Raw genomic sequence first — 13652 nt, forward strand, 5'->3', positions numbered from 1 at the left:
GGATGTGCCGTCCGGGGGAATCCCGCATCCGATCCGGCGCGCCGCGGCGAATCGGAAGCAGGGGGCGGAGGTACCGAAGAGCAGGGCGCGAAGAGCGGAGACAGCCATGACGGGCAAGAACTGCCTGGTCACCGGGGCCAGCGGATACATCGGCGGACGCCTCGTACCCGAACTCCTGGACGCCGGGCACCGGGTCCGCTGCCTGGCCCGCACCCCCGAAAAACTGCGCGACCATCCCTGGGCCGGGGACGCCGAGATCGTCCGGGGAGACGTCACCGACCCCCCGTCCCTCGCGGGGGCGATGACCGGCATCGACGTCGCCTACTACCTCGTGCACTCCCTCGGCACCGGATCCGGCTTCGAGGAACGCGACCGGGACGCCGCCCGAGCCTTCGCGGACGAGGCCCGCGCCGCCGGGGTCCGCCGCATCGTCTACCTCGGCGGCCTCACCCCCGCGGACATCCCCGTCCGGAGCCTCTCACCGCACCTGCGCTCCCGCGCCGAGGTCGGCGAGATCTTCCTCGCCGGATCCGTTCCGGCGACCGTGCTGCGCGCCGCCGTCGTCATCGGGTCCGGGTCCGCCTCCTTCGAGATGCTGCGCTACCTGACCGAACGGCTGCCCGTCATGGTCACCCCCAGTTGGGTCGGCACCCGCTGCCAGCCCATCGCCGTCCGCGACGTGCTGCGCTACCTCGTCGGCAGCGCGGGCATGGCGCCCGAGGTGAACCGGGCCTTCGACATCGGCGGGCCCGACGTGCTCACGTACGAGGAGATGATGCGCCGCTACGCCGCCGTCGCGCGGCTGCCCGCCCGCCTCATCCTGCGGGTCCCGATGCTCACTCCGAGGCTGTCCAGCCACTGGATCGGCCTGGTCACCCCCGTGCCGAGGGCGCTGGCCCGGCCGCTCGCCGAATCCCTGCGGCACGAGGTGGTCTGCGCGGAGCACGACATCGCCGTCCACGTCCCGGACCCGCCGGGCGCGCCCATCGGCTTCGACGAGGCCCTTGCACTGGCCCTCCGACGCATCCGCGAGGCCCGGGTGACCACCCGCTGGTCCTCCGCCGCCGTTCCGGGCGCACCGAGCGACCCGTTGCCCACCGACCCCGACTGGGCCGGCGGCAGCCTCTACACCGATCGTCGGGAGCTGACCGTCGAGGCACCGGCCGCGGCGCTGTGGCGGGTGGTGGAGGGCATCGGCGGGGAGAACGGCTGGTACTCCTTCCCGCTCGCCTGGGCCGTACGGGGCTGGCTGGACCGGCTCGTCGGCGGAGTCGGCATCCGGCGCGGCCGCCGGGACGCCGCGCGGCTGCGGGTGGGGGACTCCCTGGACTTCTGGCGGGTGGAGGCGATCGAACCGGGCCGGCTGCTGCGGCTGCGCGCCGAAATGCGGCTGCCGGGGCTGGCCTGGCTGGAACTGCACGTCGATCCACCGTCCCCGGGGGAAGCCGGATCCCGATACCGCCAGCGGGCGCTGTTCCATCCGCACGGCCTGCTCGGCCATGTGTACTGGTGGAGCGTGTCACCGTTCCACGCCGTCGTCTTCGGTGGCATGGCACGCAACATCGCCCGCGCGGCGGAGCGCGCGGACGACGCCGACAGTGCTGCGGCGTAGCCCCGGCACACCCGCGGACGGGGTCCCACGCGGACGGGCCGGCGCGGCCGCACCCGGACAGGGCCGGAGCGCGGGCGGATCCGGAGCTCGGGCGGGGCCGAAGTCACCGCCCCCGCATCCGGGAGCGGGCCCGGCGGCGAAGTACCTCACGACAGTCCGTCCCCCCATCCCCCACGCGGAGCGAACCCCATGAACGTCGCGGTGGTCCTCTACACCTCCGACCTCCGGCTGCACGACCATCCGCCGCTGCGGGCCGCCCTGTCCTCCTCGGCGCAGGTCGTGCCGCTCTTCGTGCGCGATCCGTCGATCGCCGCCCCGCCCAACCGGCTCGCCTTCCTCGCCGACTGCCTCGCCGGCCTCGATGCCGGGCTGCGCTCCCGCGGCGGCCGCCTCGTCGTACGGTCCGGCGATCCGGTCGCCGCGACCATGGCCCTCGTACGGGAGGCCGACGCGGACGAAGTGCACATGGCGGCCGGAGTCAGCGCCTACGCCCATGCGCGCGAGGAGCGGCTGCGCGTGGCCCTCGAAGCGGAGGGCAGGCGGTTCCACGTCCACGACGCCGTGATCACCGCGGTCGCCCCGGGGGCCGTCACTCCCACCGGGTCCACCGGGTCGGACCACTTCGCCGTCTTCACCCCGTACCACCGCCGCTGGTCGGAGCACCCCCTGCGGGCCGCCGCTCCCGCGCCCCGCGCCGTCCCGGTGCCCGACGCGATCCGCTCCGAGCCCCTGCCCGAGCGTGCCGCCGTCACCGGCACCTCCCCGGGTCTCGCCCCCGGAGGGGAGTCCGAGGCGCGCCGACTGCTGGCCCGGTGGCTGCGCTCCGGCATCGACCGTTACCCCGAGACCCACGACGACATGGCCGCCGACGCCACCTCCCGGCTCTCCCCGCACCTGCACTTCGGCACGCTCTCGCCCGCCGAGGCCGTGCACCGCGCCCGCGCTGCCGGTGGCCCCGGCGCGGAGGCCTTCGTACGGCAGTTGTGCTGGCGCGACTTCCATCACCAGGTGCTCGCGGCCAGGCCCGAAGTCGCCACCGCGGACTATCGGGACCGCGGCGACCGCTGGCGCACCGGCCCCGACGCCGAGGAGGACACCCGGGCATGGAAGGAGGGCCGCACCGGCTACCCGGTCGTGGACGCGGCCATGCGCCAACTGGCCCACGAGGGCTGGCTGCACAACCGGGGCCGGCTGCTGGTCGCGAGCTTCCTCGCCAAGACCCTGTACGTCGACTGGCGCGTCGGAGCCCGCCACTTCATGGACCTCCTCGTCGACGGGGACCTCGCCAACAACCAGCTCAACTGGCAGTGGGTGGCGGGCACGGGCACCGACACCCGCCCCAACCGGGTCCTCAACCCGGTGCGCCAGGGCCTGCGGTACGACCCCGACGGCAGCTACGTCCACCGCTGGGTCCCCGAACTGGCCGGACTCCCCGCCCCGCGCGTGCACGAGCCCTGGCGGCTTCCCGGCCTGGAACGGGCGGGCTACGACTACCCCGACCCGCTGGTCGGCCTCGCCGACGGCCTCGACCGCTTCCGCACGGGCCGCGGGGCGGGGCCGGAAGCCGGGGAGGGGGAGGGGCAGGGGCAGAGGCCGGTGCCGGGATCTGCAGGACGCGCGGGCTCCGCAGGGCGCCCGGGCTCCGCGTGACCCCCCGCCCGCCCGCCGCGCCGTACGGTGGAGCGGTGGAGCCCGAACCCCCGCAGCCCCAGCTGCAGCCCCCGCCCGTAGCCCTCGGCACCGGGGCGGTCGCCCGGCGCCTCGGCGTCTCCCCGACCACGCTGCGTTCCTGGGAGCGCCGCTATGCCATCGGCCCGGACCGCCGCGAAGCGGGCCGGCACCGGCGCTGGACCCCCGCGGACATCGCCCGGCTGGAGCTGATGTGCCGCCTCACCGCCCAGGGCGCACCCCCGTCCGAAGCCGCCCGGGTGGCCCGGGGCGCCGCCCCGGACGGCCCGCCCGCATCGGATGCCGCCGCCCCGACCCCCGGAGGGCCCCGCGCGCTGCGCCTCGGGGACGTCCGCCCGGAGTGCAGGGGGCTCGCGCGGGCCGCCGTACGACTGGACGCGCCGGCCGTGGAGGACCTGCTGGCGGCCGTGCTCGCGGAGCTGGGCCCGGTCACCGCCTGGGAGGAGGTCATCGCGCCGACCCTGCACGCCGTGGGCCGCAAGTGGGCCACGGCGGGGGAGCGTTACGTCGAGGTCGAGCACCTCCTGTCCTGGTACGTCTCCGCGGCCCTGCACCGGATCCGGCCCGCCCCGGAGCCGTTCCCGGCCCCGCCCGTGCTGCTGGCCTGCACGCCCGGGGAGCAACACAGCCTGCCGATGGAGGCGCTGGCCGCCACTCTCGGCGAACGGGCCCTGCCGGTACGGATGTTCGGGGCGGCCCTGCCTGCCGACGCCCTGCGCGACGCAGTCCGGCGGACGGGTCCGCGGGCGGTCGTCCTGTGGGCGCAGTCCCGTACGACCGCGGACGCCTCCCTCGCCAGGTCGGTGGCGGACATCGAGTGGGGCCCGCGCGGCGCCCGCGGCCACTCGGCGCTGCTGCTCGCCGGGCCCGGCTGGGGCGCCGCGGCCGCGGCCCCGCCCGCCCGCGCCGAGCGGCTGTTCGGGCTCCGCTCGGGGCTGGCCGTCATCGAATCGGTTCTGGCACCCCGCGCTCGAGGGAATGCTCGAGGGAATGCTCCAGGGACTGCCGCAGAACCTGCAGCGCCCGCCGCATGTGGCTCTTGACGGTGCCGAGCGGGAGCCCGGTGCGGTCCGCGATCTGCGACTGGGTCAGGTCCGCGTAGAAGGCGAGCCGCAGCACCCGCTGCTGCGCCGAGGGCAGCCGGGCCAACTCGCCGAGGAGCACCACCCGTTCCACGGCCCGCTCCGGGCCCGGCTCCGACCGGGCCTGCACGCAGACGCGCGCGGCGGCTTGGACCACCCGGGCCCGCCGGGTGCGGGCCTCCAGGGCGTCGGCCACCTTGTGCCGTGTGATGCCGGTCAGCCAGGCCCCGAGGCCGCCCGGCCCGGGCCGGTATCCGCCGCGGCCCCGCCACGCGGCGAGGAAGACCTGCTGGGTCACGTCCTCGGCCTCCCGCTCGTCGCCGAGCGAGCGCCGGGCGAGGGCGTGCACCAGAGGCCGCCAGCGCCGGTAGACCGCCGCCACGCACTCCTCGTCACCCGCCGCGAACCCCGCCGCCAGCCGGGCGTCGTCCTGGTCGTTCATGCCCCCGAGCCTCGCGAGCGGGGCCGCGCAGGCCAACTTGCACCGCTTGCGCATCGATTTCGCCGAGGCACCGAGATGCCCCGGATCCGGACCCGACCTAGCCCCCGCCGCGCCGGATCCGGACCCGGCCCAGCCCCCGCCGCGCCGGATCCGGACCCGGCCCAGCCCCCGCCGCGCCCGGATCCTGCACCGCACGCCGCAGGGACCGTGCCGCGATGCCGCAGGGACGCGCAGGGACTAGGGTCCGGAGAGTGAGCGATCTGCTGCTGGTGAGGCACGGCGAGACCGCCTGGAGCGCGACCGGACGGCACACCGGGCGCACCGACGTCCCGCTGACCCCGCGCGGGGTCGAGGAGGCCATCTCTCTCTTCCCGTACTTCCGCGACCGCAGCCCCGCCCTGGTCCTGACCAGCCCCTTGCGCCGGGCGGCCGCCACGGCGGAGCTCGCCGGCCTGACCGGCGCGGCCACCGACCCCGACCTGTACGAGTGGGACTACGGCGGCTACGAGGGCATCACCACCGCCGAGATCCTGCGCGAGCGCCCCGACTGGTCCCTGTGGACCGACGGGGTGCCACCCGGCGACGAGGAGCACCCCGGCGAGAACGCCGCCCAAGTGGGGGCCCGCGCGGACCGGGTGCTCGCCCGGGCGGCCGAGGTGCTGCACGCCGACCGGGGCAATGTCGTCCTGGTGGCCCACGCGCACCTGCTGCGGGTGCTGACCGCCCGCTACCTCGGTCTGCCGCCCGAGGCGGGACGCCTCTTCCTGCTCCGTACGGGCACCTTCAGCATGCTGTCCACGGAGCACGGCCTGCCCGTGGTCGCGGGCTGGAACACCCGCCCCTGACGCCCCCGCCTCGCGCGCCGGCCCCGTCTGCGTGACGATGCGTACATGGCCCACCATGGCTCGGACGGCGTGCCCCCTGAGCCCCCGGAACCGGCGCCGGAACCGGGAGCGAGGGCCGTCACGGACTCCGCCGCCGGGGACTCCGCCGAAGCGGAACCGGGGCTCAAGGCCAACGCGATCGGCTTCCTCGACGCGCTCGTCATCGGCCTGAACTCGACCTCGCCCGCCTACTCCCTGGCCGCGGTCATCGGGCCGATCGTCGCACTCGCCGGCATCTACGCGCCCGGCGTCATGCTGGCCTCCTTCGTCCCGATGCTGCTGATCGCCGCCGCCTTCTACTACCTCAACAAGGTCGACCAGGACTGCGGGACCACCTTCTCGTGGGTGACGCGCGCCATGGGCCCCTGGGCGGGCTGGCTCGGCGGCTGGGCCATCGCGATGACCGGCGTCCTCGTCATCGGCTCGCTGGCCGACGTGGCCGTCCACTTCGGACTGCTCGCCGCCGGACTCGACAGCTGGGCCGCGAACGAGGCGCTGCGCCAGAGCCTGACCGTCGTCGTGATCCTGGCCATGACCGCGGTCTGCGTCATCGGCACCGAGATGTCGGCCCGGCTCCAGGACGTCCTGATCCTCGCCCAGGTCTTCTTCCTGCTGGTCTTCGCCGTGGTCGCCCTCTACCGCGTCTACGCCGGCACCAGCAGCCTCGACGGCACCAGACCCGCGCTCGAGTGGCTCAACCCCTTCGGCGCCGGCGGCGCCGCCCTCACCGGCGGGCTGCTGCTCGGCGTGTTCATCTACTGGGGCTGGGAGTCGGCGGTCAACCTCACCGAGGAGGTCGAGAACTCGGCCACCGCACCCGGCAAGGCCGGCATCTGGTCCACCGTCGTCCTGCTGGTGACGTACCTGTCCGTCGGCTTCGCGGTCGTCGGCTACGCCGGGACGAAGTTCCTCGCCGAGAACGCCGGCGAGGAGGAGGCCGTCTTCGCGGTCCTCGCGCACGAGGTCATGGGCGGCTGGGACTGGGTCGTCCTGCTCGCCGTCTGCACCTCCGCCCTCGCCTCCACCCAGACCACGATCATCCCCGCCTCCCGCACCGCCCTGTCCATGGCCCGCCGACACGCGCTGCCGCCGAAGCTCTCGCACATCCACCCCCGGTTCCGGACCCCGGACGTGAGCACCTGGTGGGTGGCCGGCATCGCCATCGCCTGGTACCTCGCGGTCAACCAGATCAGCGAGAACGCCCTCCTGGACTCGCTGACCGCACTCTCCTTGCTGATCTCCTTCTACTACGCGCTCACCGGCCTGGCCTGCGCCGTCTACTACCGGCGCCACCTGCTGGAGAGCGTGCACAACTTCCTGCTGATCGGCCTCGGCCCGGTGCTCGGCGCCGGCCTGCTGGCCTGGCTGCTCGTGCAGTCGGTCGACGACATGTCCGACCCGGAGAACTCGGCGAGCGGCGTCTCCTGGTTCGGGCTCGGCCCGCCGCTGGTCATCGGGATCGGCATCGCCGTCGTCGGCGTCCTCGTCATGTGTTTCTGGCGGATCAGGGACGGCCGCTTCTGGCAGGAGCGGCGCGGCGTCGCCGACCCGGCCCTCGTCCACGCGCCCAAGAAGTCCCGGAGCCCGGAAGTCCCGAAGCCCTGAACGCCGCAGCCCCGCAGTCCCGTAGCCCCGTAACCCGCAGTCCCGTGTCACCCCGCAGCACCGGCCGGAAGCCGGAGAGGAGCCCCGATGTCCGTCGTCCTCGGGTACGACGAGTCGCCCGGCGCCGAGCGCGCCCTGCGCGTGGCCCTGGAGGTGGCCACCGCCTTCGGCGAGCCGCTCGTCCTCGTCTACGGGGCCGCCGCCCCCGGCCCCACCGGCGAGGAGTACCGCGCGCACCGGGAAGCCGTCCGGGAGGCCGGCCGCAGCGCGCTCGCGAGAGCCGTGGAGGCCGCCGACGAGGCGGGAGTTCCGTCCACGGTCGTGGTGGCCGACGAGAAGCCGGCCCAGGCACTGCTCGCCGCCGCCGAACGGCACGACGCCCGGGTGATCATCGTGGGGAGCTGGGGCGACAGCCCGATCCGCGGCGCCCTGCTGGGATCCACCCCGCACAAACTCCTGCACCTCTCCCCGGTCCCGGTCCTGTGCGTCCCGACCGAGCACGCCCCCGGGGGCTGACCCGCCGCTCCGCCTTCGGGGACGCGAACAGCGGTACGCCGCCGGGCGGGTCCGTTGGTCTCCTCATGGCCGAAGATCACCGCCATCTGCTGTGCCAATGGCCCAGTGGGAGCGGGCTGAGTTGAGCCATTGCACCCGTGGGTGCTTATCTGTGTCGTATCCATGTATCTACGGCGCCACGCAGCGCCGGACGGCAACGAAGCCGCTCCGGACCGTGGCGCCTTCGCCGTGCCCGTCCACCGCCCACCACCCCCGGGCGGAAGCGGGCCCGGCGTGCTCCATCGCAAGGGGGGCGGCACACCGCCGTGAAGAGGATGTTCGTGGCTCCGGATCCGGGGCGCGCAAGGCTGAGGAACGCGTCCCGGGCCGTCGTCGGCGTCGCTCTCGCCGTGGCCGTGGCCGAGCTCTGCGGGCTCTCGCTCGTCGCGTCGATCACCGGGGGACTGGCGGCCCTGCTCGCCCTCTTCACGGTGACCGACTCGACCGTGCGCGCCCAGCGGGTGACCACCGCCCTCCTGCCGGCCGCCGGTTTCCCCGTGCTGGCCCTGGCCACCACCCTGCACGGCGTACCGCAGGCCCGCGACGCGGTGTTCGTCGCCGTGGTGTTCGCCGGGGTCTACGCCCGCCGGTGGGGGGCGCGCGGCCACGCCCTCGGGATCTTCGCGTTCATGAACTTCTTCATCACGCAATTCCTGCACGCCCGGCCGGGGCAGCTGCCCGAGCTCTACGCGGCCGTCGCACTGGCCCTCCTGTCGGCCGGCGCCGTGCGGTTCGTGCTGTGGCCGATCGAGCGCCGCGTACCGCCCGCCGCCGTACCGCCCGCGCCGCCCGGGACCGGGCTGGCCCGGCCGACCACCCGCCAGGCCTTCCAGGCCACCGCCGCCTGCGCGGTCGCGCTGGGCATCGGCCAGCTCCTGTCGGAGGACCGCTGGTACTGGGCTGTCGGCACCACCTGGTGGATCTTCGTCAACACCGCCTCGCGCGGCGAGACCCTGGTCCGCGGCTTCCGCCGGGTGCTCGGCACGGTGTTCGGGATCGGCGCGGGCCTGCTGATCGCCATCCCGCTGAACGGGGCGCCGGCGCCCACGGCCGCCCTGGTGGCGCTCTGCGTCTTCGGGATCTTCTACACCGCCGCCGTGTCCTACAGCTGGATGATGCTGGCCGTGACGGTGATGGCCGGCCTGCTCTACGGACTGCTGGGCGTACTCGATCCGGGTCTGCTCGTGCTGCGCCTGGAGCAGACGGCCGTCGGCGCGGTGTGCGCCGGGCTGGCCGTGATCCTGGTGCTCCCGGTGACCACCCACGCGACCAACGACATGTGGATCCAGCGCGCCCTGCGCTGCGTGCGCACCTGCACGGCCGAGGCCGCGGCCCGGCTCGCCGGCTCCCCGGTCGCCGACCCCGCGCCGCACGCCGCGGAGCTGGAACTGTTCCTGGGCCGGGTACGGCTCTCCCTGGCTCCGCTCGTCCACCCGCTGAGCCCCTACCGCGGCCGCAAGGCCAGGGCCCGCCGGGTGCTCGCGCTGCTCGACGAATGCGCCGTGGAGGTCCGCGGACTGGTCTCGGTGGCGGCGGACCCGGACGCGAGCCACGACGCCCGGCTCGCGGCGGCGTGCTGGCGCGTGGAGGCCGCGGTGGAAGCCCTGCTGGCGCCGGAAGCGGAACGTGCCGCGGAGGCGGAGCTCCGGCCGGCCGCGGCGGCCGTGAACCCCGCGCGGGCCGCCTCGGGGCCCGCGCTGGCGCACCTGCACGGTCTGGAGCGGCTTCTCGCCCAGCTCGACGGACCCCTGCGCAGCGCGTCACGCTCCCGGCTGGTGGGCGCCTGACCCCGGGGTGCCGGGCGCGTCCCGGCCGGTGTCGAGGACTCCGGCCTTCGCGAGGCTGAAACCGAGTTCGGCCCTGCTGCGGCTTCCGAAGCGGGTCGAAGCGCGTTTGATGTGCGCGCCGATGGTGCGGGTGCTCAGGCCGAGCCGTTTGGAAATGGCCTCGTCCGTATGCCCCCTCACCATGAGTTCGAGAATCGCGTGCTGGATTTCGTCGGTGAGCCGGGGAGGGCGTTGTCCCGTCGTGTCGAACTCGACGGGGACGGCCCGTTCCCACACGGCCTCGAAGGTTTTCGTGAGGTATTGGATCAGGCCGGGTTCGCGGATTTCCAGGGCGTACGCCTCCTTTCCGCTCTCGGTGAGGACAGCGATGAACGCGGCCGACCGGTCGCACACGATCAGCCGCTCGAACCTTTCGCCCACCGTCCGTACCTCGGCGCCCTCTTGGGTGACCCGTTCGATGTGGGCGAGCGTCGGGCCGTGCGCCCGGACGGTGTGGCCGTAGATCGTGCGCTGGCGAACTCCCCGGCCGGCCGGGGAGAGATCGCGGGGCAGCGCGTCGGCCAGCGCCCCGGAGGGACGGCCGCCCTCGGGGTGCGCACTGAGCAGTTCCTCCGAGCAGGTCTCCAGGGCTCCCTGAACGGCGGTGTCGATGACCTCGCGGCCGATCAGCGGCTGTACGTGGGCCTTGTGGCGCTGGCGTTCGTGCCGGTAGACGGCGTCCAGCGGGGAGAGTGAGGCGATCAGCGTGTCGAGCGCGGCCCGCTGGTCCAGGATGGCCCGTTTGATCGGCCGCGCGAGGGTGATCGCGGCGACCGAGGGCGGTACCGGGAGGTGCTCGGTGGAGCCCTCCAGTTTCCGCAGCAGCCCGAAAGCGATCAGGCACCTCGGAACGGTCCCCGATAAGCCGCCCTCGCGTAATGCCCTTCGGTAACCGGCCGCGCAGTCGCCGCAGACCGACGTGCAGCCGTCCATGTCGGGATGTGCGGTGTTGGTGTTCATCTGGACCCCCTTCTTGTTCCGGCAATGCAAGATCAGGATGCCCCGGCCCGTTGGCCGCGGGGGAGGGGAACGGCAGGATCCTTCCTGCCTGGTGATCGCGAAATGACCCACATGACCGGTGGCGGGAGTGGCGACGGTGAAGCGAAACATTCGTTCCGAGCGCAGGATTCCGCCGGCGGAACTGACCGAGGCGCTGGACATGCTGGCCCGGGCGCGCAAAGCCGTGGACGACGCATACGGCTCCGACGAGCAACTCGCCCGGGTGGCTTTGCACTTGATCGACTGCGCCGCCGACGCCTCGGCCCTGCTCTCCCGCGAAGGCGGCCTGGAGGCGGCCCGCGAGGCGCTGGGCTCCGCCCGCTCCGCGGTCGTCGCCGCCACCGCAGCGGTCCGCGTGATCCACGACGAGGCGCGCCTCTGAGCGGTCGGGCGACCGGGCGACGCGGAAGGCGCCTCGGCGTGCGGTCCGGCACTGTCGCGGATGGTACGACTCCCCATGTCCCGTGCGCAGGCCGATCGATGAAGATCACACGGAGGAGTGTTCCGGGCGCGCCTTCCGCACACCGCTGACCTGCGGCGTGTACAACGGGTGATTGTTCATTGCACATTCATCCGGCTGGCGTCCCTATACGGCGCGCGGGGTGGACCTGGTCGGATCGGACAGGGGGTAACCGCCCGGAATGGAAATACTTCAAGAGTGCTCCAGCACCGCTCAGGTGTGGGAAGCGGCCGAGGAGTTCATCCGACTGTTCCACAGGGAGCACGCCGGCAGTGCGGACGCGGGTGATCCGCGCGAGCGGCTCGCCGCCGTACGGGCCGAGCTCGCCGAGACGGGTACGTACCGGCACACTCCCGAGGAGCTGGAGCACGGCGCCCGCGTCGCGTGGCGCAACAGCAACCGCTGCATAGGCAGGCTGTACTGGAACTCGCTGCGCGTACGCGACCGCCGCGGGCTCACCGACGCCGACGGGATCGCCGAAGAGTGCTTCGAGCACCTGCGCGAGGCCACCAACGGCGGCCGGGTCCGGCCCACCATCACGGTCTTCGCCCCCGACACCCCGGACCGTCCCGGCCCGGTCATCTGGAGCGAACAGCTGGTCCGGTACGCCGGTTACGGCGACCACCCCTCGATAACCGTCGGCGACGCCCGCAACGCCGAGCTCACGAGCGCCTTGCTCGCCCTCGGCTGGTCCCGCGGCCCCGGCACCCCCTTCGACCTCCTCCCGCTGGTCGTGCAGGGGGTCGACGACAAACCCCGCTGGTTCGACGTCCCGGCGGACGCCGTGCTGGAGGTGCCCATCGAGCACCCCGACGGAGCGGCGGGCGGTGACGGCTGGTCGGACTGGGGCCTGCGCTGGCACGCCGTACCCGCGATCTCCAACATGTGCCTGGAGATCGGTGGCATCCACTACCCGGCGGCGCCCTTCAACGGCTGGTACATGGGCACCGAGATCGGCGCCCGCAACCTCGCCGACACCGATCGCTACAACCTGCTGCCCGCGGTCGCCCGCCGCATGGGCCTCGACACCGCCAGCGACCGTTCCCTCTGGAAGGACCGCGCCCTCGTCGAGCTCAACCGGGCGGTGCTGCACTCCTTCGACCGGGCCAAGGTCACCATCGCCGACCACCACACGGAGTCCCGGCGCTTCCTGACCCACCTGGAGAAGGAGGAGCGCAAGGGTCGTGACGTGGGCGCGGACTGGTCCTGGATCGTGCCGCCCATCTCCGGGTCGGCGACCCCGGTCTTCCACCGCACCTACGAGGACCGGCCGAGCTCGACCGCTTACGTCCACCATCCCGGCGCCCAAGAACGGGCCCAAGGGCGGGATTTGGTCTAGACCTTCTGTTACCGTCGCTCAGGAACGGATCCGGAACGGCGGAGAGGGGCCTCCCGTGGGCGACGCGGACAGTGGTGTGGGCGGTACGGACCGTACGGCCCACGGCGGCGAACACCGGGCCTGGATCGGCTCGTTCACCTCGGGGGGCGGCCGCGGTGTCACCACCGCGGCCGTGGATCCGGCCACCGGAGCGCTGACCCCGCTCTCGGCCACGGACGCCGTCGCGGACCCCTCGTACCTGGCGCACGACCCCGTCGCCGGCGTGCTGTACGCCGTGAGCGAGGCCGAGGAGGGCGCCGTGGGCGCCTTCCGGACCGCCGCCGCGGGGCTCGTCCCCCTCGGCGAGGTCGTCCGCGTCGGCGGCTCCGGCCCCACCCACCTCAGCGTGGCCGGGCGCCGGCTGCTGACCGCCAACTACACCTCGGGCAGCGTCAGCAGCCTCCCGCTCGCCGCCGACGGCTCGATCGGGGAGCCCGCCGCCGTACTGGCCCACCAGGGCTCGGGCCCCGACTCCGGCCGGCAGAAGGGCCCGCACGCCCACCAGGTGCTGCCCGCCCCCGGCGGCCGCTGGGTGCTCAGCGTCGACCTCGGCACCGACTCGGTACGGGTCTGCGCGCTCGACCCCGTCACCGGAACCCCGGCGCTCCACGCCGAGACCGCGCTGCGTGCCGGGACCGGCCCCCGGCACCTCGCCTTCCACCCCTCCGGCCAGGTGGTCTACGTACTGCACGAGCTGGAGCCGCAGCTGACCGTCTGCCGCTGGAACGGGGAGTCGGGCGAGCTCCAACCGGTCGGCGAGGTTCCGATCGCTTCCACGGGCGCTCCAGGGGCCGCAGCGGCCTACCCCTCGGCCGTCGTGACCTCGTCCGACGGCCGTTTCGTCTGGGCGGCCGTCCGTGGAGCCGACACCATCGCCACCTTCTCCCTCGCCGACGGCGCGGAGAAACCGCTGCTCACGAGCACCGTGCCGTGCGGGGGCAACTGGCCGCGCGATCTCGCCGCCGACCCCTCGGGGCGCCGGCTGTACGCGGCCAACGAGCGCTCCGGCGATGTCACCTGGTTCGACGTGGACCGAGTGACGGGCGAGCCGCGCCGGGCCGGCTCGGTGGCCGTGCCCGCCGCCACCTGCGTGGTCTTCGGCTGAGCCTCCAGAGGCACC

12 protein-coding genes are annotated in these 13652 nt (G+C 74.0%); 10 read left to right on the plus strand and 2 right to left on the minus strand.

Features of this window, described 5'->3' with window-relative positions:
- Positions 1-106 precede the first annotated feature (106 nt).
- The 3 genes from ACFVX6_RS02220 (at position 107) to ACFVX6_RS02230 (ending at position 4344) form a co-directional block, all read left to right on the plus strand.
- Positions 107-1612: an SDR family oxidoreductase gene (locus ACFVX6_RS02220; RefSeq protein ID WP_389687048.1), complete on the plus strand. Its 1506-nt coding sequence runs from the start codon at positions 107-109 to the stop codon at positions 1610-1612.
- A gap of 189 nt (positions 1613-1801) precedes the next feature.
- Complete coding sequence (locus ACFVX6_RS02225) at positions 1802-3262, plus strand: cryptochrome/photolyase family protein (protein ID WP_389687050.1); 1461 nt, start codon at positions 1802-1804, stop codon at positions 3260-3262.
- A gap of 35 nt (positions 3263-3297) precedes the next feature.
- On the plus strand, positions 3298-4344 hold the full coding sequence (locus ACFVX6_RS02230) for a MerR family transcriptional regulator (protein ID WP_389687052.1): 1047 nt from the start codon (positions 3298-3300) through the stop codon (positions 4342-4344).
- Here the strand turns inward: ACFVX6_RS02230 and ACFVX6_RS02235 are convergent.
- On the minus strand, positions 4244-4825 hold the full coding sequence (locus ACFVX6_RS02235; protein ID WP_389687054.1) for an RNA polymerase sigma factor: 582 nt from the start codon (positions 4823-4825) through the stop codon (positions 4244-4246). The genes ACFVX6_RS02230 and ACFVX6_RS02235 overlap by 101 nt on opposite strands.
- 251 nt (positions 4826-5076) lie before the next feature.
- Between ACFVX6_RS02235 and ACFVX6_RS02240 the strand changes: the two genes are divergently transcribed.
- The 4 genes from ACFVX6_RS02240 to ACFVX6_RS02255 all read left to right on the plus strand — a co-directional run bounded on the left by ACFVX6_RS02240 (position 5077) and on the right by ACFVX6_RS02255 (position 9656).
- Positions 5077-5670, plus strand: coding sequence for a histidine phosphatase family protein (locus tag ACFVX6_RS02240; protein WP_389687056.1), 594 nt, complete (start codon positions 5077-5079; stop codon positions 5668-5670).
- Between the two features lie 45 nt (positions 5671-5715).
- A complete protein-coding gene (locus ACFVX6_RS02245; protein ID WP_389687058.1) occupies positions 5716-7314 on the plus strand; it encodes an APC family permease in 1599 nt (532 codons plus the stop codon).
- A gap of 87 nt (positions 7315-7401) precedes the next feature.
- Complete coding sequence (locus tag ACFVX6_RS02250) at positions 7402-7830, plus strand: universal stress protein (protein WP_389687060.1); 429 nt, start codon at positions 7402-7404, stop codon at positions 7828-7830.
- A gap of 314 nt (positions 7831-8144) precedes the next feature.
- Positions 8145-9656 carry an FUSC family protein gene (locus ACFVX6_RS02255; protein ID WP_389687225.1) on the plus strand — a complete coding sequence of 504 codons (1512 nt, stop codon included), beginning with the start codon at positions 8145-8147 and terminating at the stop codon, positions 9654-9656.
- On the opposite strand, the gene ACFVX6_RS02260 is transcribed toward ACFVX6_RS02255, so the two are convergent.
- The gene (locus ACFVX6_RS02260) at positions 9630-10655 is read right to left on the minus strand and encodes a LuxR C-terminal-related transcriptional regulator (RefSeq protein ID WP_389687062.1); all 1026 of its coding nucleotides are present in this window, start codon (positions 10653-10655) and stop codon (positions 9630-9632) included. The two genes, ACFVX6_RS02255 and ACFVX6_RS02260, sit on opposite strands and share 27 nt — an antisense overlap.
- 136 nt (positions 10656-10791) lie before the next feature.
- Here ACFVX6_RS02260 and ACFVX6_RS02265 point away from each other — a divergent pair, with 136 nt between their 5' ends.
- From ACFVX6_RS02265 to ACFVX6_RS02275, 3 genes are all read left to right on the plus strand, one after another.
- The gene (locus ACFVX6_RS02265) at positions 10792-11076 is read left to right on the plus strand and encodes a hypothetical protein (protein ID WP_389687064.1); all 285 of its coding nucleotides are present in this window, start codon (positions 10792-10794) and stop codon (positions 11074-11076) included.
- Positions 11077-11335: 259 nt separating this feature from the next.
- Positions 11336-12493, plus strand: coding sequence for a nitric oxide synthase oxygenase (locus ACFVX6_RS02270; RefSeq protein WP_389687065.1), 1158 nt, complete (start codon positions 11336-11338; stop codon positions 12491-12493).
- 55 nt (positions 12494-12548) lie between these two features.
- Positions 12549-13637, plus strand: a complete 1089-nt coding sequence (locus ACFVX6_RS02275; protein ID WP_389687067.1) for a lactonase family protein — start codon at positions 12549-12551, stop codon at positions 13635-13637.
- The last annotated feature ends 15 nt before the right edge of the window (positions 13638-13652 follow it).

The sequence above is a fragment of the Streptomyces sp. NPDC058289 genome (assembly GCF_042880975.1).
GTDB lineage: Bacteria > Actinomycetota > Actinomycetes > Streptomycetales > Streptomycetaceae > Streptomyces > Streptomyces stoeckheimensis.